The 19,798-nt window shown below is 73.8% G+C and carries 14 protein-coding genes; 5 read left to right on the forward strand and 9 right to left on the reverse strand.

What is annotated here, in order from left to right:
- Positions 1-24: 24 nt before the first annotated feature.
- Both ACFUK0_RS20720 and ACFUK0_RS20725 read right to left on the reverse strand, forming a co-directional pair.
- On the reverse strand, positions 25-1,008 hold the full coding sequence (locus ACFUK0_RS20720; RefSeq protein WP_380252244.1) for an aldo/keto reductase: 984 nt from the start codon (positions 1,006-1,008) through the stop codon (positions 25-27).
- Positions 1,009-1,064: 56 nt separating this feature from the next.
- Positions 1,065-2,717 carry a vanadium-dependent haloperoxidase gene (locus tag ACFUK0_RS20725; protein ID WP_380252246.1) on the reverse strand — a complete coding sequence of 551 codons (1,653 nt, stop codon included), beginning with the start codon at positions 2,715-2,717 and terminating at the stop codon, positions 1,065-1,067.
- A 373-nt stretch (positions 2,718-3,090) separates the two neighbouring features.
- Here ACFUK0_RS20725 and ACFUK0_RS20730 point away from each other — a divergent pair, with 373 nt between their 5' ends.
- The 5 genes from ACFUK0_RS20730 (at position 3,091) to fusA (ending at position 8,743) form a co-directional block, all read left to right on the forward strand.
- The gene (locus ACFUK0_RS20730) at positions 3,091-3,729 is read left to right on the forward strand and encodes a TetR family transcriptional regulator (RefSeq protein WP_380252248.1); all 639 of its coding nucleotides are present in this window, start codon (positions 3,091-3,093) and stop codon (positions 3,727-3,729) included.
- Between the two features lie 60 nt (positions 3,730-3,789).
- Positions 3,790-4,473 (forward strand): HAD family hydrolase, encoded by a 684-nt coding sequence (locus ACFUK0_RS20735; RefSeq protein ID WP_380252250.1) that lies wholly within the window; start codon positions 3,790-3,792, stop codon positions 4,471-4,473.
- A 519-nt stretch (positions 4,474-4,992) separates the two neighbouring features.
- Entirely contained in the window at positions 4,993-5,676 is a 684-nt protein-coding gene (locus ACFUK0_RS20740; RefSeq protein ID WP_380252252.1) for a response regulator transcription factor, read from the forward strand.
- A gap of 249 nt (positions 5,677-5,925) precedes the next feature.
- Positions 5,926-6,273 (forward strand): hypothetical protein, encoded by a 348-nt coding sequence (locus ACFUK0_RS20745; RefSeq protein ID WP_380252254.1) that lies wholly within the window; start codon positions 5,926-5,928, stop codon positions 6,271-6,273.
- Positions 6,274-6,679: 406 nt separating this feature from the next.
- Complete coding sequence (gene fusA, locus ACFUK0_RS20750) at positions 6,680-8,743, forward strand: elongation factor G (RefSeq protein WP_380252256.1); 2,064 nt, start codon at positions 6,680-6,682, stop codon at positions 8,741-8,743.
- A 75-nt stretch (positions 8,744-8,818) separates the two neighbouring features.
- On the opposite strand, the gene ACFUK0_RS20755 is transcribed toward fusA, so the two are convergent.
- The 7 genes from ACFUK0_RS20755 to ACFUK0_RS20785 all read right to left on the reverse strand — a co-directional run bounded on the left by ACFUK0_RS20755 (position 8,819) and on the right by ACFUK0_RS20785 (position 19,775).
- Complete coding sequence (locus ACFUK0_RS20755) at positions 8,819-10,891, reverse strand: radical SAM/SPASM domain-containing protein (RefSeq protein WP_380252258.1); 2,073 nt, start codon at positions 10,889-10,891, stop codon at positions 8,819-8,821.
- Between the two features lie 128 nt (positions 10,892-11,019).
- Complete coding sequence (locus tag ACFUK0_RS20760) at positions 11,020-11,955, reverse strand: aldo/keto reductase family oxidoreductase (RefSeq protein ID WP_380252260.1); 936 nt, start codon at positions 11,953-11,955, stop codon at positions 11,020-11,022.
- The gene (locus tag ACFUK0_RS20765; protein WP_380252262.1) at positions 11,952-13,445 is read right to left on the reverse strand and encodes a GMC family oxidoreductase; all 1,494 of its coding nucleotides are present in this window, start codon (positions 13,443-13,445) and stop codon (positions 11,952-11,954) included. Before ACFUK0_RS20765 ends, ACFUK0_RS20760 begins: the two co-directional genes overlap by 4 nt.
- Positions 13,442-14,365: an adenosine kinase gene (locus ACFUK0_RS20770; RefSeq protein ID WP_380252264.1), complete on the reverse strand. Its 924-nt coding sequence runs from the start codon at positions 14,363-14,365 to the stop codon at positions 13,442-13,444. Before ACFUK0_RS20770 ends, ACFUK0_RS20765 begins: the two co-directional genes overlap by 4 nt.
- A gap of 267 nt (positions 14,366-14,632) precedes the next feature.
- Entirely contained in the window at positions 14,633-16,705 is a 2,073-nt protein-coding gene (gene malQ / locus ACFUK0_RS20775; protein WP_380252266.1) for a 4-alpha-glucanotransferase, read from the reverse strand.
- Positions 16,689-17,612 (reverse strand): HAD family hydrolase, encoded by a 924-nt coding sequence (locus ACFUK0_RS20780; RefSeq protein WP_380252268.1) that lies wholly within the window; start codon positions 17,610-17,612, stop codon positions 16,689-16,691. Before ACFUK0_RS20780 ends, malQ begins: the two co-directional genes overlap by 17 nt.
- A 3-nt stretch (positions 17,613-17,615) precedes the next feature.
- Positions 17,616-19,775, reverse strand: a complete 2,160-nt coding sequence (locus tag ACFUK0_RS20785) for a glycogen/starch synthase (protein ID WP_380252270.1) — start codon at positions 19,773-19,775, stop codon at positions 17,616-17,618.
- Positions 19,776-19,798 lie beyond the last annotated feature (23 nt).

The raw sequence follows: 19,798 nt of genomic DNA on the forward strand, positions 1-19,798 counted from the left end.
GCCGGCGGGTGCCCGACCCGGGGTTCAGCCGTTGAGCAGGGCCATCATCGGGGTGGGGTAGCGGTCGCCCGAGGCCGCGCCGGGCGGGAACGCCTCGTCGAGGCTCTTGACGTCCTCCGCGGTCAGCTCGACGCCCAGGGCCGCGATGTTCTCCTCGACCCGCTCGGGCTTGGTGGTGCCGGGGATCGGCACGGCGATCTCCGCGGACTTCAGCACCCAGGCCAGCGCGACCTGCGCGGCGGTGGCGTTGTGCTGCCCGGCGATCGCCCGGACCTGGTCGACGAGGGCGCGGTTGCGCTCGAAGTTGTCGCCCTGGAAGCGCGGGGCGATCCGCCGGAAGTCGCCCTCGGCGAGGTCGTCCGGCGAGGCGATCGCCCCGGTCAGGAAGCCGCGGCCGAGCGGGCTGTAGGGCACCAGGCCGATGCCGAGCTCGCGCAGGGTGGGGATGACCTCGTCCTCGACGTCCCGGCTCCACAGCGAGTACTCGGTCTGCACCGCCGTGATCGGGTGGACGGCGTGGGCGCGGCGGATGGTCTGCGCCGAGGCCTCGCTGAGGCCGAGGTAGCCGACCTTGCCCGCCGTGACCAGCTCCGCCATCGCCCCGACGGTCTCCTCGATCGGGACCTGCGGGTCGACCCGGTGCTGGTAGTACAGGTCGATGTGGTCGACGCCGAGCCGCTGGAGCGAGGCGTCGACCGCCCGGCGCACGTGCTCGGGCCGGCCGTCCGGCACCCGCGGCGGGGAGTCCGGCGAGTACGTCCCGAACTTGGTGGCCAGCTGGACGCCCTCGCGCCGGCCGGCCAGCGCCTTGCCCAGCAGGGTCTCGTTGGTCAGCGGTCCGTAGTGGTCGGAGGAGTCGAGGAAGGTCACCCCGAGGTCCAGGGCCCGGTGGACGGTCGCGATCGACTGCTTCTCCTCGACCGTGCCGTAGCCGAAGGACATCCCCATGCAGCCGAGGCCGACGGCCGAGACCTGGAGTCCCTGGCTGCCCAGAGCACGCTGTTGCATCTTTCTCTCCTTGCGTATGTTCCGGCGCCGGCCTCTCCCGGCCGGCGCCGCGGGGCTCAAATGGTGACGGTCGTGCCGTCGAAGCGGGTGACGTGGAACGTGCCGTTCTCGGTGTACGTCGGCTTCTGCTCGCGCAGCATCGCGAGGGCGATCTCCTCGCCCAGGGCGAAGGCCTCGGAGTTGTCCGAGCGGTAGTGCACGCCGGCCATCGCCCGGCCGACGCCGATGTTGGCGGCCAGCTTGTCCAGTTCGCCGCCCACCGTGATCCGGTCCTTGTCGGCGCCGGTGTAGGGCACCAGCGTGGTGCCGTCCGGGCTCGGCTGCACCGGGGAGGGCAGCACGAACGACTCGTTGAACCAGGCCTTCAGGACGGTCACGCAGGCACCGGCCACCGTCGAGTGGCCGCTCTGGTACGAGGGGCTCATCGGCGAGCCCTCGGGGAAGCTCTGCGGCAGGAGGCGGCTGCCGTACCTGGTCCGGACGCGCTCGACCGCCTCGGAGCCGAGGATCTCGGGGTGGAGCAGGCCGTCGTAGCGGCCGCGGGACTTGTCCAGCTGGACGTCGAGGCGGCCGGCGAACTCCTCGGGGCGCAGCCGGCGGTGGACGTAGAACTGCTGGAACTCGGTGTGCGTGATCGCCCGCCTGGCGACCTCGGCCAGCAGCGTGACGAGGTGCGGCGTGCCGAAGGTGGGGAACCCCATCTGGTTGGCGGAGTTCAGGTAGGCGTTGCCCTCGTCCTGGAGCTGCGCCGGGTAGCCGGGCGTGTTGAGCAGGATCACGCCGGCGAAGAGGTAGGCCTGGTACAGCACGTCGAAGTGCGTGAAGTGGGCCATGTCGCGGCCGGTCTGGATGTACCGGGTGTGGGTGAAGTCGCGGACGGTGGCCCGGGCGGCGCCGCGCTGGACGGCCAGCCACTCGTCGAAGGAGGTCACGTGGTCGAGGCCCGGCTGCACGGTGTCGCGCAGCTGCGCGATGCGCGAGGTGCCGAGCTGCACGTCCGTCAGGAAGAACTGCGAGATGTACGGGCCCGCCAGCGCGCCGGGGAACGGGTCGCGGAAGAGGGTGCGCGGGGTGACCCGGCCGTTCTCCCGCGGGCCCCGGTAGTCGGAGTACCTCGACAGGTCGGCAGCGGCGGCCGCCGCGAGCGCGGAGTCCTCGAAGGTCTCGAAGGGCACGTCGCGCAGCAGCGCCATCCAGTAGAGCTCGGCCATCTCGGCCGCCGTGTGCGCGCTGTCGATCCGGGGGGCCGGGGGCACGACCAGCGAGTGCGAGTCCGGCCCGAGCAGCTCGAAGGCGAGGCCGCCCTGCGGGCCGAGCTGCTTGCGGGCGCCGGCGACGCCGAGCGGAATCCTGTCGAAGTCGCTCGCCAGGCCGGTGTCCAGCGCCTTGAGCAGCGTCCGGTAGGCGGCCGGATCCACCTCGCCCAGGTCGTTGTGCGGCAGGCCCTTGGTGTAGGTCGCGAGGTAGGGGTGGTCCCGCTCGTCGCCGTTGGTGGGGTGGTCGGGTGTCCTGTCCGGGTAGGCCTGGTAGGCGGCCTGCACGCGCAGGTCGCGCCCGGCCCGTGAGCGCTTGCTGCGGGCCGCGGCCGCGATGGGACGCCCGGCCGGATCCGGCTCGGCCGCGGCGGCCCCCGCCGTGGATGTCAATGCCCCGGTGGCCAGTACCCCGGTGCCCAGCGCGGCCGATCTCAGCACATCTCTACGACGCACGGAATTCCTCCATTGACGACGTCGATATGGAAAGGGATGGAAAATCTGCCCCGGCCGGCACGGCGGCGGTCAGGCCCCGTCGGCGGCGGTCCGGGAAATCAGGAAGAATGAGTCACGTCGAGTCGGGCTGCAGAAGCCGGTTACGGAAAGCGAATCATGGAAAGCCGAGCCGGATTCCGCGGCCGCATCGGCCGGAAATCCCGACGGGAACAACAGTCGGGCACACCGGACGGGCGAAAACGGGTGACTGTTCTGAAGGCCGCCTCCGCTCCCCAGCGGGCAGGCATCTCACAGTCTCCAACTCCAACGTTGGAGTTGAGCATACACACGCCGTGATGGACCGTCAACGCGGTTCCGGGGCTACAGTTCCGGGATGGCATGGGATATCGAGGAGACCCGCCGCAGGCTCAAAGCCGCGGCAGTGGAGGAGTTCGCGGCCCGCGGTCTCGCGGGCACGACGATGGACAGCATCGCCCGGCGGGCCTCCGTGAACAAGGAGCGCATCTACCACTACTTCGGCGACAAGGAGAGGCTGTTCAACGCCGTCGTGGCGGACGAACTGGCCCGCGTGGCAGCGGCGGTGCCGATCGCGTCCGTACGCGAGCTGGACGTCGGGGAGTTCGCCGGCCTCGTCTTCGACTACCACGCGACCCACCCCCACCTGGCCCGCCTGCTGCACTGGGAGGGCCTGTCCACCGGGCGCCCGCTCCCGGACGACGAGCGGCGCACCGGCCACTACCGCACCATGGTCGACACCTTCACCGAAGGCCAGCGCGACGGCGAGCTCGCCGACGACCTGGACGCCGCCCACCAGGTCTTCCTCATCATCGCGCTGGCCGCGTGGTGGTTCGCGGTGCCGCAGGTGGTCCGGATGCTGACCGGCAACAGCGCCGACGGCCCGCAGGACCGGGCCCTGCAGCGACGGGCCGTGGTGATCGCCGCCCGCCGGCTCGCACTACCCCTGACCAGCGCCGAAGCAGTCGGCACGGCGGACCGGGCCGAGCCGGCCTGACCGGACGGCCACCCCGGACGGGTCTTGTCGGCATCGCGGCGCCCCTGAGACGGTGCGGCCGTGCCGGCCGCCTTCTTCGATGTCGACGAGACCCTGCTCAACGCCAAGAGCCTGTTCGAGTTCCTGCGCTTCTGGCAGACCCGGCAGGGCGACGACGGCCGCGCCCACGACCGGGTGATGACCCAGGTCAGAGACCTGGCAGCGGTCGGGACCGACCGGGCGGTGATCAACCGCGTTCTCTTCCGGCCCTACCGCGGCGCCTCGCCGGACGAGCTGGCCGCAGCCGGCGAGGACTGGTACCGGAGCATCCGGAGCCGGCCCGCCGGCTTCGTCCGGTCCGGGCTCGACGCGCTGGCCCGCCACCGGTCGGCCGGCCACACCGTCGTCCTGGTGTCCGGCTCGGCCGCCGCCTGCCTGGCGCCACTGGCCCGCGACCTGGGCGCCGACCTGGTGATCTGCACCGAACCGGTGGTCGGGGCGGACGGCAGACTGACCGGCGAGGTGGTCGTGCCGATGATCGGGGAGGCGAAGCGGCGGGCCGTCGAGGAGGTACTCGCCGGCCACGGCCTGGACCGCTCGCAGTGCCACGCGTACGGCGACCACTCCAGCGATCTGGGCATGCTCACCGCCGTCGGGCACGCGTACGCGATCGGCTCGGACGCACCGCTCCTGGCGCACGCCCGGGCCCGCGGCTGGCCGGTGCTGAGCGCCCGGCCCGGGCCGCTCCGGACCTCCCGACCGTGACACAGAGTCACCGCCGACAGTCGGCCGCGCACCCCCGGCACCGCCGGCCCGACCCGGAACCGCCGGGTCACCGGGCCTTGGCAATACACCGGAAATAATCCCGTCGAATTAGCCGGTCACGCGCCGTCGGGAGCGGGCCGGACTACGACAGGAGCCCGCTTCATATTCTCTCGGATATATTGTTCCGGGTATATTTGACGTGCACCCGACAGAGAATTCAATGGCGATCTCCGCCCATGTAATTCAGGTCACAAAGCACGACGCCACCACTTGACGTGATGTATCGTCAGCGCGTGAAGAGTCGGTGATGGAGCGAGCACACCCATTCACCCCGGCCGGCCCCGAGCCGCGGCGACCCCAGTAAATTCCAACTCTTCAGTCGGATTTCACTCCGAACCCCCGACGGGGCGAACCGGAGCGATGTCGGACCAGCATGATGCATTGTGTATCGACGCCTGCGGTTGCGCAGATGCATTGTACGCAGACGACAGGGATTCGACCGAGACAAGGGGAGAGATCTTGAGCCTGCTGGATACTCCGGCCACCGGAGGGATGATCGACACGCAGGTCGTGGTGGCAGTCCGCAACGACCTGCTGCGGTACGGCATCGAGCGGATGCTCCAGTCCCGGGCCGTGGCCGGCGTCCGGGCCATACCCGGGCTGCGCCACGTCCGCGAGGTGAGCGCCTCGGGAGGCCAGATGCTGGTCGTCGCGGTCGACGAGATCGACGACACCGCCGCCGCCGACCTCCGCGACCTGGAGAGATCCGGTGTCAGAATCCTCCTCCTGCTGGGCGACGGCGGCCTGGAGGACTTCTCCAGGATCGGCAGCGCCCACGGGATCCACGGCTCCGGCTTCCTCGCCGTCAGCGGCCTCAGCGAGGCGACGCTGTTCGAGACGCTGACCCGGACGGCGAGCGGAGAGGTGCCCATGCCGCCCGACCTCGCCCGGCGCCTGCTCACCCTGGCGGCCCACCGGCCCGACCCGCCGAGGATCGGCCCGCGCATCACACCACGGGAGCAGGAGGCCCTCGCCCTCATGGTGGAAGGGATGAGCAACAAGCAGATCGCCCGCGGGCTCCGGATATCCGAGCACGGCGCCAAGCGGCTGGTCGCCAACATCATGGCCAAACTCGACTGCACCAACCGGACGGGGGCCGTGGTGAAGGCCCTGCGCCAGGGCCTCTACGACCAGCCCGCCTAGCCTGCCCGACCCGCCCGGCACGCCACCGGGCAGCCCACCGCACGCACCACCCCGATCGACGCGCGGAGCGCCTCAGCGCCGAGCGACCGCGCGCTCGACCGACCGCCGTACGGACGAGCCCCGCTCCCCGACGTACGTCCCGACGGCGGACCCCGGGATCACCGCCTTGATGCCGCTTCGATGCGCCTTGCCACCGCCCGCCCCGGCACGGCGCCGCACGCCCCCGGCGGCACGGCCTACGATCGCCCCATGCCGAACAGTCCGCTCAAGAAGTCCGCACCGTCATCCGCCGGGCGCCGTGCGTGCCCGGGCGGCTCCCGCCTGTCGCTCTGGTCGAGGGACTCCGTGCTGTCGATCGGATCCGTCGGATCGGTGCTCTCCATCGGGTCGGTCGGCAGCGCCCTGTCGGTCGGCTCGGTCGGATCCGCGGCCTCGCTGCTCTCGGTCGGATCCTGGCTGAGCACGGGGTCGCTGCTGTCCGCGCGGTCGCGCTGGTCGGTGCTGTCCTGGCGGTCCGCCGGTGGTGTGCTGGCCGCCGGGGCAGCGGTCGCGGCGGGGACGGCCGTACTGGTCCGGCGGTCCCGCGCGACCGGATGACCGGCGCCGACCGGAGGACGCCGGCCCGGCACGAACGTCCCGGACGCACGGTCAAAAACCGTTTCCCCGAAGGGCGCTGTCCTTCCTAGACTCACCGGCAACCGAGCGCCGCCACATGGCGGCGCGCACCGTGACGAGTGGGGGGAGACCGGCCGTGCGCTACCGCACCGCTGTCGTCGTCCCCCCGTCGCGGTACGAGGTGATCCTGGTGTCCTCGTGCGCCCGGGGCCGGCTGCGCGGCCTGCCCCGGACGTCCTGACGAACGCCCGACCCCCGACCCCTGTGCCCGCCGGCGGCGAACCGCCGGTGTGCCGCGTCGGGGGCCCGGTGCGGCCCGGTCCCGGGCCCGGTTCGTCGGGGAATCGCGCCGACCTGTGACGCCATCACCTCCGAAAGGCCGTCGGCCGTGCGTACCGACCTGCACCTGCGCCCCACCAGCCCGCTGACCACCGTCCGGAACCTGGGCATCCTCGCCCACGTGGACGCGGGCAAGACCACCGTCACCGAGCGGATCCTGTACCTGACCGGCAGCATCCACAAGCGGGGTGAGGTCCACGACGGCACGACCGTCACGGACTTCGACCCCCAGGAGCGCGACCGCGGGATCACCATCTTCGCCGCGGCCGTCAGCTGCTCCTGGGACGGCCACCGGATCAACCTGATCGACACTCCGGGCCACATCGACTTCTCGGACGAGGTGGAGCGCTCGCTGCGGGTGCTCGACGGGGCGGTCGCGGTGTTCGACGCCGTCGCGGGCGTCGAACCGCAGAGCGAGTCGGTGTGGCGCCAGGCCGACCGGCACGGCGTGCCGCGGATCGCGTTCGTCAACAAGCTGGACCGGGCCGGGGCCGACCTCGACACGGCGGTCGCCTCGATCCGGGAGCGGCTGCATCCGGCCCCGCTGGTGGTGCAGTTGCCGATCGGGCGGGAGGACGGCTTCACCGGTGTGGTGGACCTGCTGCGGATGCGGTCGCTGGTGTGGGCCGACGGCGGCGGCACCTTCGAGGAGGGGCCGGTGCCGGACGCCCTGCTGGCGGAGGCGCTGCGGCGGCGCCGGCTGCTGGAGGAGGCGGTGGCGGAGCTCCACCAGGGCGCGCTGGAGGAGTTCTGCTCACGGTCCGAGATCGGCGCGGCGACCCTGACGGCCGCCCTGCGCGACCTGACCCGCACCGGTGACGGCGTGGTCGTGCTGTGCGGCTCGGCCTACCGCAACCGGGGCATCGAGCCGCTGCTGGAGGCCGTGCTGGCCTACCTGCCGTCGCCGCTGGACGTGCCGCCGGTGCGCGGCACGCTGGACGGTGCGGTGCAGGAGCGGGCGGCCGACCCGGCCGCGCCGTTCGCCGCCCTGGTGTTCAAGGTGAACTCGGCCGCCACCGGCCGGCTGACCTACCTGCGGGTGTACTCGGGCACGATCGGGAAGGGGGACACCGTGCTGGACGCGGGCACGCGGCGCACCGAGCGGATCGGCCGCATCCTGCGGGTCCGGGCCGACCGGCACGCGGACGTGGACCGGGCGGTGGCCGGCGACATCGTCGCCGTCGTCGGGCTCAAGGCGGCCCGCGCGGGGGCGACCCTGTGCGCACCGGGGGCGCCGCTCGTCCTGGAGCCGCCCACGGTCGCCGAGCCGGTCGTGTCGGTGGCCGTCGAGGCCCGCCGGGGCACCGACGGCGACCGGCTGACGGTGGCGCTGGCCCGGCTGGTCGAGGAGGATCCGTCGCTGGCGGTCCGCACCGACCCCGAGACCGGCCAGACCGTGCTGTCGGGGATGGGCGAACTGCACCTGGAGGTCGCGGTGGAGAAGGTCCGCCGCGCCCACGGGCTGGAGATCGGCGTCGGCCGGCCGCAGGTGGCCCACCGGGAGACGGTCGGGCGCGGGGTCAGCGGCCTGCTCTACCGTCATGTCAAACAGGACGGCGGCGCCGGGCAGTTCGCCCATGTCGTCCTCGACACCGAGCCGCTGGCGGCAGACGCCGACGACGGCTTCGTGTTCCGGTCCACCGTCACCGGCGGCCGGGTGCCGCAGGAGTACGTCCGGGCGGTGGAGGCCGGCTGCCGGGACGCCCTCGCCGAGGGGCCGATCGGCGGCCATCCGGTGACCGGGCTGCGGGTCACCCTGACCGACGGGGCCACCCATCCCAAGGACTCCTCCGAGATGGCGTTCCGGACGGCCGGGCGCCTCGCGCTCCGGGAGGCGCTGCGGGCGGGCACGATGGTGCTGCTGGAGCCGGTGGTCGAGGTCACGGTGACCGTGCCGGACGACGCCGTCGGCGGGGTGCTCGGCGACCTGGCGGCCCGCCGCGGCCGGGTCTCGGGCTCGACCGCGCGGGCCGGTACGGCGGTGGTCACGGCGACCGTGCCGCTGGCCGAACTGTTCGGCTACGCGACCCGGTTGCGCAGCCGAACCCAGGGCCGGGGCACCTTCACGGCCCGGCCCACCGGCTACGCCCCGGCGCCCGCCCCGGGTGCCTGACGCACCTGCGGACGGCACCGCCCCCTGACCGGGGCGGGGCCGTCCGCAGGCCTGCGCAGCCGTGGTGCGTGTCCGTCAGCCGGCGGCCGCCGCGAGGGGCAGGCCGGTGCCGGCGGCCGCGCGCAGGCGGAGCACCTCCCCGCGGCTGCGGACCAGGTGCGGGGTGCGCAGTTCGTGGGCCAGCAGGCGGGCGGCGAGGTCGGCGCGCCGCTCCTCGGTGGTGGGGGCCCGCAGGGAGGTGGCGAGCCGCTCGGCGGTGGCCTGGTCGAGGCCGTCCTCGTGCTGGAGGAGCCGCGCCACCTCGGCGTCGGCCGGCTCCCCGTCGGCCGGGGCACCGGCCCGGGCGCCGGGCTCGCGGGCGACCAGGCGCAGGGGCTCCGCGGCCTCGGCCGGGAGCAGGGCCGCGTAGCCCGGCAGGTCGGCGTCGGCGGCGATCAGCAGGAGGTGCTTGACGCTCAACGCGGCCTCCGGGAAGGGCTCGTGGACGGCCAGCGGGGCAAGGGTCTGCGGAGCGAGGCCGAGCACGCAGCCCGCGTGCAGGAGCACCTGCCGGATGCGGGCGGACTGGGGCGCGTCCGGCAGCAGGGCGTTCGTCCGGAGCAGGAACCGGGTGACCAGCTCGTCCGGGCCGGCCGTGCCGATCGCCTCACCGCCGGTGAAGTACCGGCCCAGGTAGGCCTGCCACCAGGCGAGTTGGGTCTCGTACAGGCTTGCCACCGTGCTCTCGTACGCCCCCTCGGCGAGCCGGCCCTGCTCCGCGAGTTCGTGGAGCAGGGGCATCAGGTCGCGGTAGACCAGCCGTATCCACACGTGCGGGGAGCGCTGGATGCCCCAGCAGTACTCGTGCACGTGGTCGCTGAGCAGTTCGGCCAGGCTCAGCTCTCCGGCGACGAGTCCGGAGCGGATGCCGGACGGCGTCACGTCGAAGCGGTAGAAGAGGTCGGCGGCGGCGGGCGGTCTGGGCACGGGCAGGCCGTGGTCGATGAACTGTTCCAACTCCGCGTACCGGGTGTGCAGTTCGTCGAAGGGCAGGGTGAGCCGTGGGTGCAGCGGGTTGGCGAAGCGGGTCTTGAGCTTGGCGGTCTCCTCCGACAGGGCCTGGTACAGGAAGATCTTGTCGAAGCGGTAGCTGAACGAGAGCCCGATGTACGGGAAGACGGTGCAGCCCTGGCACTCCTTGCGGTGGCCGACCTCCTCGTCCCGGACCCGGACGAACTCCTCGTCCTGGACGAGTTCGGCGAGATCGCGGTCCCACTCCAGGGAGTTGTCGAAGGCGTGGTAGCAGGGGAGGACGAGGCGCCCGTCCGGGCCGACGGTGAGGATGCGCTTGTTGGCGTAACAGTCGGTCGGGGCGAACGGGTCCAGCGCCTCGACGTACTTGCGGAAGTGCAGGTTGAGCACCGCGAACGGCTGGTAGAGCAGCGCCATCAGCTCGTCCGCGATGACGTCGTCCACCGGTGCGACGGCCCGCGGGGCGGGGCGGTCGGTGACCGGCTTGCCGTTCTGTTCGATCAGCTTGAGCTTGCGGGCCGTCCGGTTGACGTCGCGGACGGTGTCCTGCTCCTCGAAGTACTCGAACATGGTGGAGAAGTACATGGCGACCCGGTTGTCCTGCGCGAAGGCCAGCAGGTCGGCCACCTCGTCCACGTTCTCCCGGGTCACCACGCAGATGAGCTTGAGGTTGCCCGAGCCGGTGGCGCCGATCCGGCTGATCACGTCCAGGGCCCGGTCCAGCGTGGGGACGCCGCGGATCTCCCGGTAGCGCTCGGGCTTCAGGGTGTCCAGCGAGACGTTCATGGTGTCGACGTACGGCACGATCGCGTCGATGTGCTTCGCGAAGCGGATCCCGTTGCTGGTGATCTCCACGGCCATGCCCAGGGACTTGGCGTACTGCACGATCCCGTCGATGTGCGGGTGCAGGACGGGCTCGCCGCCGGTGAAGTCCACGTAGCGCACGCCGAGCGCGTGCAGCTGGTCCAGGACCTGGCAGGCCTGCTCCAGGGAGAGTTCGTGGTAGCCCTTGAACTTGTCGTCCTGCCAGACGTTGCAGTAGCCGCAGAGCGAGTTGCAGCGGAAGGTGATGTAGAAGCGGGCCGACTGCAGGGAGCCCGGGGCGGCTGCGGTCGCTGATGCCGGTGTTGCGGTCACGACGGTCTCTCCTACGGCGGTGCGGGGCTGGGGGCATGGCGAATCGGCCCGGCCCCGCCGGTGGGGCGGGGGGCCGGGCGGGCGACGCGGAATCAGGAGTGCGGGAGTGCGGGAGGACGGGAGCCGGATCAGGGCAGCGGGGCGCCGCGGGCGGCGATCCACAGCCCGTACCACTCCTCGTGGGTGAGCTCCGGCTCGCGCAGAGCGGCGTCGCGGCAGGCCGCGATGCGCTCGGGCCGCGCGGTGCCGATGACCGGTGCGATGCCCGCCGGGTGGCGCTGGAGCCACCACAGCAGGATCGTCTCCGGCGTCGTCCCCCTGTCCGCGGCGAGCCGGCTCACGAGGTCGCCGGCCGGCGTCGGCTTGCTGCCGGTGAAGCGGCCCTGGGCCAGGGCGCCCCAGGCCTGCAGGCGGATCCCGTTGGCGGAGCAGTACTCCACCGTCCCGTGCGGGAAGCCGTTCGAGGCGGCGGCCGCCGTGTTGACGAGCACGCCGGCCTCGACCCAGTCCCGGCGGCCCAGGCTCATCTCCAGCTGGTTGACGACCAGCGGGACGTCGAGCCGGGCCTGCAGGTGGGCGATCTGCGCGGCGCTCATGTTGGACACGCCGAACTGCCGTACCAGGCCCTGCCGGTGGAGCGAGCCGAGGGCTTCGGCGATCTCCTCCGGGCGGGCCAGCGGGTCGGGCCGGTGCAGCAGCAGCACGTCGAGCGAGTCGGTGCGCAGCCGGGCGAGGCTCTCCTCCACCCGCCGGAGGATGCTCGGCCCCCGCAGGTCGTAGTGGCCGGGCCGCCCGCCCTCGGGGAGCCGGATCCCGCACTTGCCCTGCAGGGTGATGCGCTCGCGCAGTCCGGGCGTCCGGGCGAGCACTTCGCCGAAGACCGCCTCGGACTTGCCGTACCGGTAGATGTCGGCGTGGTCGAACGCGGTGATCCCGGCGTCCAGCGCGGCCCCGACCGCCGCCTCGGCGTGGTCGATGTCCGCGGCGGTGTACGGGCTGTCGTCCCAGCTGCCGCCGAGACCCATGCATCCGTACAGCAGCCGGTCGGCGGCTGCCCCGGTCATGCCTCTCCCCCGATCAGGTCCGCCAGCATCTCCGCGACGGCGAGGACCGGCAGTTGGGTGTTCGCCGCCGGGACGGTCGGCAGCACGGAGGCGTCGACGATCCGCAGGTTCGACACGCCCCGCACCCGGGCCTCGCCGTCGACCACCGCGAGGGGGTCGTCCGGTGCGCCCATGGCGCAGGTGCCCACGGGGTGCCAGTAGGTGCCGAGGCGGCCCCGCAGGTCCTGGTCGGACAGGTCTCGTGCGGGGTGGCCCTGGACGGGGCCGGCCAGCGGCTTCAGCGCCGCCGTCGCGGCCATCCGCTCGACGATCTCCAGGCCGGAGCGGAGGACGGCGAGGTCGCGGCCGCCCTCGTCGGTGAGGAAGCCGGGATCGATCTCGGGGGCCGCCGCCGGGTCGGCGGAGACCAGCCGCACGGTGCCGCGCGAGGCCGGGTTCATCACGAAGGCCGAGATGCCCGCCTCGTACTGGCCCGGCGGGAGCTTGCCGAACAGCGGCGGGCCGGCGACGGGCAGGATGTGCAGGTCCCAGGAGTCGTCCGGGCACAGCTCGCTGGCCGCCCGGACCAGCATCCGGCTGACGTACAGGTCGCCGTCGGCCTCCTTGGCGGCGAGCGCCGCGTTCAGCTCGTCGGTCGGGGCCAGCGGCACGAAGACGCCGGGCTGGTCGCTGAGGTTCGACCCGACTCCGGGGAGGTCGATCTCGGTGCGGATGCCGACGCCCTGCAGGTGGGCCGCCGGGCCGATGCCGCTGCGCATCAGCAGGGCGGGCGAGCCGAAGGTGCCGCAGGCCAGCAGGTAGCTGTCGGCGACGAGGGTCTCGCGCCGGCCGTCCACCTCGACGAGGACGCCGCGGACCCGGCCGTCGCGGACGTCGAGGCGGTCCACCGCGGCGTCGGCGACGACGGTCAGGTTGGGCCGGGCGCGCGCCGCGTCCAGGTAGCCGAAGGCGGCGTTGTGGCGGACGCCGTCGAAGGCGTTGAGCAGGGGGGTGCCGTAGCCGGGCCCGCCCGGGGTGCCCATGTCCACCTCCCGGAAGCCGAGTTCAGCGGCCGCCGCCAGGGCGGACCGGCTCCAGGGCGAGAACTCGCGCTCCGGTACCCCGCTCAGGCCCATCTGCTCGACCGCCGCGAGGCGGTAGGGCTCCAGCGCCGAGGCCGTCCAGCGCGGACCGCCGCGCCGGGCCCACTCGGCGTGGTCGGCCTCGGATCCCCAGGTGTTCCAGCAGCCGTTGATGCTGGAGGAGCCGCCGAGGACGCGCGCGCGGATGCGGTGGGCGGGGGCGTGGCGCTCCCACACCTCCTCGCGGGGCAGGGCGCGGGCGTTCAGCACCTTCGCCGGCCAGGCCTGCCGGTCCGGGCCGAAGTCCGGGCCGGCCTCGACCAGGCAGACGGTGCGGCCGGGGTCCTCGCTCAGGCGGGCCGCCAGCACGCAGCCGGCCACTCCCCCGCCGAGGACGACCACGTCATAGCCGGCCGGTGTGCCCGTCATGCGCCGGCCTCCGCCGCCGCGTCCAGTTCGGCGACGCGGGCGAGGAGTTCGTCCCGGCCGATGGAGTCGGTGCCCGTCGCCGGGACGGTACAGGCGTAGGCTCCGGCGATCGCACCGTAGCGGGCGCAGCGCGCGACCGGCTCGCCGGCCAGCCAGCCGAGCAGGAAGCCCGAGGCGAAGGCGTCGCCGGCGCCGTTGGAGTCGATCACCGGGGCGGGCGGCGTGACGACGGGGACGTGCGTGATCTCGCCGTCGGCGAGCAGGTACGCGCCCTCGGCGCCGGCCGTGGCGACGACCACCCGGGCCCGGCCGCGCTCCACGATCTGCCGCATGGTCTGCTCCGGCTTCGCCAGCGCGGTGGTGGAGACGAAGACGACGTCGGCCTCGTAGGCGAACGGCTCGTGGTAGGCGTTGCTGCCGTCCCAGTTGTGCAGGTCGGTGGAGATGGTCAGACCGGCCTCGCGCAGCAGCGGCAGGGCGAAGGCGCAGGGGTAGGTGATCGACACGTGGGCGTGCCGGCTCACCGCGGCCAGCGCCCGGACGGTCTCCTCGGGCAGCCGGTCCGCCTCGTGCGAGCGGCTGTCGTCGTAGAGCGACAGGCGGCGCCCGTCGGGGCCGACCAGGTTGACGGCGCGCTTGGTGCCGCCGGGCAGCGGGACCTCGGTGAACGGGATGCCCCGGTCGTGGTGCAGGGCCCGGATCAGGTCGCCGGGGTGGTCGGCGCCGATCATGTCGAGGTGGTGGGTGCGCAGGCCCAGGGCGCTCAGTCCGAGCGCGACGAAGTCGCCGGTCTGGCCGGCCCGCATCTCGATCCTGGGCACCATGTAGCTGTCGGCGAACGGGAGCGGCAGCTCGGGGACGTACACGATCGTGTCGACGCCGGCGCCTCCCAGGACGAGGACGTCTGTCTCGGTGCTCATTGGTGTTCCTCTCGGGGCTGCGGTCTGGTGGCGGCGGCCGCGGGCCACCTGCGCGACGGCCGGGGGCGGCCGGCCGGGGGGCGGCCGATCCGGCTCCGGCCGGCCCGCCCCCGGCGGGCGGCCGGGCCGTCAACTGCCGCCGCCGACAGGTGAGTCAAGCAGGCGGCACAGGTGATGGCAAGATCTTGCAGATTGTTCCCGCAATTCTTTGCGGATTGCTCCGGCGCGGTACCGCCGTGCGGTAGAACGCCCTGACGCCCCGGGGCGTCACGGGGCCGGCAGGTCCCGGTAGAGCTCGGCGACGACACCGGGGCCCGGCCGGGCGGCCAGCTCCTCCAGGGTGAGCGGACTGCCGGCCGGGTCGGCGACCGGCAGCCGCCAGTTGGGGTACTCGTCGACCGTGCCGGGCAGGTTCTGCGGGCGGCGGTCCCCGACCGTGTCGGGCAGCCAGACCCCGAGCAGCTTCGCCGGAGTGAGCGCGAGGAAGCGGTGCAGGCCCAGCGCCTCCCGCCCCGGCACGCCCGCGGTCTGCGGGCCGAGTGCGCCGGCCCGCTCCAACTCGGCCAGCCAGCCGGCACGTTCCGACGCGGCCGACGCCGCGGCCTGCTCCGCCGGCTCGGCGAGCAGGCCCAGCCTCTCGTGCAGACCGACGTGCTCGCCGTCCAGCCAGGCGGCGGTGCTGGGCAGGTCGTGCGTGGTGAGGGTGGCCAGGCAGTCGCTGCGCCACTCCTCGGGCGGGAGCGGCCCGGAGCGCTGTTCGGAGCCGCCGAGGTACTCGAAGCGCAGCACGGACGTCCCGAGGATCCCCCGGTCCGCCAGCTCCTCGCGCACGCCCTGCTCGACGGTGCCCAGGTCCTCGCCGATCACCATGCTGCCGGCCCGGTGCGCCTCCAGCGCGAGCACCCCGAGCATCGCCTCGTGGTCGTACCGCACGTAGGCGCCCTCGGAGGCCCGCGCCCCGGCGGGCACCCACCAGAGCCGGAACAGCCCCATGATGTGGTCCAGCCGCAGCGCGCCGGAGCGGCGCAGCGTGCCGCGCAGCACCTCGGCGAACGGCGCGTACCCGGCCTCGGCGAGCGTGTCGGGCCGCCAGGGCGGCAGGCCCCAGTCCTGGCCGTGCGGGTTGAAGTCGTCGGCCGGGCAGCCGACCGTCATGCCCTCCGCGAGGTAGTGCTGCAGGCTCCAGGCGTCCGCACCCTCGGGGTCCACGCCGACCGCCAGGTCGTGCATCAGGCCGATGGCCATGCCGGCCCCGGTCGCGGCCCGCTGCGCCTCGCCGAGCTGCTCGTCGACCAGCCAGGCGACCCGGCGGTGGAACTCGATCCGGCCGGCCAGCTCGCGCCGGGCGGCGGCCACGCCCGGCCCGTCGGGGCGGCGCAGCCCGGCCGGCCAGGACCGCCACCGGGTGCCGTGCACCTCGGCGAGGGCGCACCAGGTCGCGAAGTCGGTCAGCCCCGGCCCCTCGGCGTCGGTGTACCGCCGGTAGGCGGCCTGCCGGCCCGCGTCGAGCGGTACCCGGTGCAGGATTTCCAGGGCCCGGAACTTGAGGTCGCGGACGGCGACCCGGTCGATCAGTCCGCCGGTGAGCACGTCCTCGCGCAGCCGGCCCGCACCCTCGGCCGGCCCGGCGACGGCGGCCCGGTCGGCCGGTGCCAGTGCCGCGTACTCGGGCACCGCCTCGATCCGCAGGTTCATCGGATCGGGGTAGCGCCGGCTGCTGGGCCGGTACGGGGACGGGTCGGGCAGCGGTCCGGGCACGTACGCGTGCAGCGGGTTGAGCTGGAGGAAGTCGGCGCCGAGGCCGCCGGCCCAACGGCCCAGGTCGGCCAGGTCACCGAGGTCGCCCATGCCCCAGGAGCGGGCGGAGAGCACCGAGTACAGCTGGACGAGGAAGCCCCAGCCGCGCCGGGCGGGCCCGGCCAGCCGGGTGGGCGCGACCAGCAGCGGGACGGCCTCGCTGCGGCCGGCCAGCTCGGCGTGCAGGACGTGGCGCCCGACCGGGAGCTCGGCCAGTTCCTTCCCGAGGCTGCGGACGGGCCGGATCAGGCCGTCCTCGGTCTCGACCCGCAGCTCGGTGCCGGGCGCCGTCCGCAGGTCGCCGCGCGGGCGGCCGGAGCGGAGCACGACGCTGGGCGGCAGCAGGCGCTCGGCGAGGACGTGCCGGCGCTCGGCCAGGGCCGCCCGGACGGCGCCGTCGGTGGCGGCGTCGACGCCCAGGGCGGCGAGCACGGCGCGCAGGGTGTCGGGGGAGGTCTCGATCCGTTGGCCGAGGTCGGTGCTCCAGTGGGTGGCGATGCGGTGCAGTTCGGCCAGTTCGGCCAGGTCACGGGTGGGCGGCATCGGTCCGGCTCTCCGGTCGGTCGGCGGTGGGTCGGGCGGGCGCGGGTCCGTCGCCGGCGGGTCCGGCGGTGGCGGGCGGGCCGGCGGCGGGCGGGAAGAGGCGTTCGAGTACCACCGCGACGCCGTCCTCCTCGTTGCTGGGGGCGGTCTCGTCGGCGCGCCGCCGCAGTTCGGCGTGGGCGTTGCCCATCGCGACGCCGTGGCCGGCCCATTCGAGCATCGGGATGTCGTTGGGCATGTCGCCGAACGCGATGGTGTCGGCGGACTTGAAGCCCAGCAGGGCGGCCGCGGCGGCCAGTCCGCTCGCCTTGCTGACCCCGGCCGGGAGCAGCTCGACCAGGCCCTCGCCGGAGTGGGTGACGGTGACCTCGCCGGCGCAGACCTCCAGGGCCAGCGCGGCGAGCTCGTCGTCGTCCAGGCCCTCGTGCCGGATCAGCACCTTGTCCACGGGCTGCGCCCACAGGTCGGCCGGCCGTTCGGCGAGCCGCCAGCCGTGCCGCAGCCGGCTCTCGAAGCCCGGCGTGACCATGAACTCGCCGCTCAGGCCCGCGGTCACCACCGCGAGCTTCAACGGCCCGGCCTGCTCGGCGATCCGCGCGACCAGGGCCCGGACGGTCGGGCCGTGCAGGGTCGCCGAGGACAGCAGCCGGTCGGCGCCGACGTCGTAGAGCTGGGCGCCCTGGCCGCACACCGCCAGGCCCCGGTAGTCCAGTCGTTCCAGCAGGCTGCGGCAGCCGGAGGCCGGCCGGCCGGTCACCACCAGGTGCCGCGCGCCGGCCGCCCCGGCCCGCGCGAGCGCGGCCCGGGTGCGGGCGGAGACGCTGAGGTCGCCGCGCAGCAGGGTGCCGTCCAGGTCGGTGGCGACGACCGCGAAGGGGGGCGGACGGTCACGGGTGGGTGCGGTCATCGGTCAGTCCCTCTCCAGGCCGGCGCCGACGGGTGCGGCGGGCCGGCAGGCGTCAACCGGGAGCTCGTCCCAGGCGGAGCGGCCGCCGCGCAGCCGCAGCAGGAACACCAGCGGCCCCGGCGGCTCCTCCGCCAGCACGGTCGCGAAGTGCCCGTCGGCCCCGGTCAGCCGGTGCTCGCCGGACGGCAGCACGAGCAGCACGCTCTCGGCGTGCGGCAGCCGGTACTCGACCCGCAGGCCCCCGTCCACCCGCTCGGCCCGGCAGCGGCCGCCGAGCAGCGCGGTCAGGCCCGGGTCGTCCAGGAGGGCGGCGAGTTCGGCGCAGCGGGCGAAGTCGGCCCTGGCGTACGCGGCGGCGAACAGCCGCTCCAGCGCGGTCCGGTCGACCGCGGGCGCGCACTTCTGGTAGTTCGCCAGATCGCCCCGGTGCAGGGCGGCCTCGGCGATCTCGCGCCGGTGGGTGACCCAGTCGGTGTCGGCCAGGCTCCCGAACCAGCCGTACCCGGCGGCCCGTTCCGGCGTCAGCCCGGGCAGCACGCCCGCGGCGGCGGCCGCGAACGTCGCCAGCCGGGTGGTGGCGGCCTTGCGCCAGGTGAAACGGCGGGCCAGCGCACGGGAGTTGTCGGACAGCCGACGGTACTCGGCGGGCTCCTCGCGGTGGATCCGGGCGGCCTCCAGGATCCGGTCCGCCAGGGCGGCGGCGAGCAGCGGGTCGTCCTCGGTGAACGAGCGGGGGACGGCGAAGCCGGTGGCGTCCGGGTGTTCGCGCGGCAGCTGGTGGCGGTAGTGGGTGGTGACCTCCTGCGCGGTGCCGACCGGCACCGCGCCGCAGGCCATCAGCTGGCCCTGGGCGATCAGGAAGGAGTCCAGCTCGAACTTGGACGGGAAGAGGCAGAAGTCGGCCGCCACCGCCTCCCGGTGGAGCACGTCCTCGCCGGCCATCGCCCAGTCCAGCCGGACCCGCCGGGGGTGGCGGTCCGCGATCTCCTGGAAGTACGGGTCGCCGACCGCGCTGAGCACGCCGTCCCCGCCGGCCGCGACGGCGCAGCGGACGACGAAGTTGACGTCCGGGTCGGCGGCGAGCACCGCGTCGATCGCCCGGAACAGTTCGACCTGGCCCTTGTGGTGCACCGAGAAGCGGGCCACGTGGTAGAAGGTCGGCAGCGCCGGGTCGAGCCCGAGGGCGGTGAGCAGCTGCGCGCGGTCGGCTCCGGCCGGGTCGCGGGCCAGCCAGCCGTCGGGCACGGCGCAGCCGCCGACGAACTGGCGGGCCGCCGTCTCCCGGACGATCCGCGCGACGGTGAGGTCCTGGAAGGCGCGTTCGAAGGGGGTGTCCCGGAAGGTGGAGTAGAAGTCCAGCTGGCCGGGGGTGAGGAAGTCCAGCAGGTCGCAGTTGGCCGCGACCAGGGCGAAGTAGCTGATGCCGTCGGCGGTCGGGCGGTCGGCCAGGTGGGTGCTCGGCAGCTGGGCGGTCATCGCCGCGGCGAGTGCGCCGGTGGCCGGCGGGTCGGCCAGCGCGTCCAGGTCGGCGTCGGTGTCGAACAGCCCGAGCAGCCGCTCCAGTTGCGGCCGGTGGATCTGCTGGTTGATCGGCATGTTGCTGGCCAGCGTACTGACCACCAGGAAGCGCGGGTCGTCGCGCAGCACCGGCGGCAGCAGGTAGTGGTAGTAGGGCTCGTAGGCCTGCACCACGGCGGGCTCGGTGCCCAGGTCGAGGTGGCTGCGCAGGAACCGCAGGCCGGAGACCTGGAACACGAGCGGCTTGAAGAAGGCCAGGTCGCGGCCCTCGCTCGCGCGGGCCGGGTAGATCCGCTCGGGCAGCAGGTCGAGGTACTCGTCGGACAGGAAGTAGATGTCGACGCCCTCGTACCGGAGCCGGTGGGCCCGGGTGGTGAGCTGGAGTTCGAGCTCGGCGGGGTGTCCGGGCCAGACGTCGCGGTCCAGGACCAGCGGCACGGTGTGCCGGTCGGCGTGGTCCAGCTCCTCCAGCTCGTAGTGGGCCCTGAGGTGGTCGAGGCAGCCGTGCGCCGGGGTGATCACGGAGACGCGGTGGCCCTGGTCGGCGAACTCGCGGGCCAGGTTCCACACCAGTGAGGCGAGGCCGCCGCGCATGAGGCGGACGTCGAAGCCCACACTCTCGAAGGCGAATTTGACGATGTGCACCGTCGGGTCCTCTCTGTCGTCGC

The organism is Kitasatospora sp. NPDC057223 (assembly GCF_042669755.1).
In the GTDB taxonomy this organism is placed as follows: Bacteria; Actinomycetota; Actinomycetes; order Streptomycetales; family Streptomycetaceae; genus Kitasatospora.

Excerpts from the sequence above, each read along its gene's own strand:
- ACFUK0_RS20720 (WP_380252244.1), bottom strand. The coding sequence starts at position 1,008 with ATGCAACAGCGTGCTCTGGGCAGCCAGGGACTCCAGGTCTCGGCCGTC.
- ACFUK0_RS20730 (WP_380252248.1), top strand. The coding sequence starts at position 3,091 with ATGGCATGGGATATCGAGGAGACCCGCCGCAGGCTCAAAGCCGCGGCA.
- ACFUK0_RS20745 (WP_380252254.1), top strand. The coding sequence starts at position 5,926 with ATGCCGAACAGTCCGCTCAAGAAGTCCGCACCGTCATCCGCCGGGCGC.
- ACFUK0_RS20760 (WP_380252260.1), bottom strand. The coding sequence starts at position 11,955 with ATGACCGGGGCAGCCGCCGACCGGCTGCTGTACGGATGCATGGGTCTC.
- ACFUK0_RS20765 (WP_380252262.1), bottom strand. The coding sequence starts at position 13,445 with ATGACGGGCACACCGGCCGGCTATGACGTGGTCGTCCTCGGCGGGGGA.
- ACFUK0_RS20770 (WP_380252264.1), bottom strand. The coding sequence starts at position 14,365 with ATGAGCACCGAGACAGACGTCCTCGTCCTGGGAGGCGCCGGCGTCGAC.
- malQ (WP_380252266.1), bottom strand. The coding sequence starts at position 16,705 with ATGCCGCCCACCCGTGACCTGGCCGAACTGGCCGAACTGCACCGCATC.
- ACFUK0_RS20780 (WP_380252268.1), bottom strand. The coding sequence starts at position 17,612 with ATGACCGCACCCACCCGTGACCGTCCGCCCCCCTTCGCGGTCGTCGCC.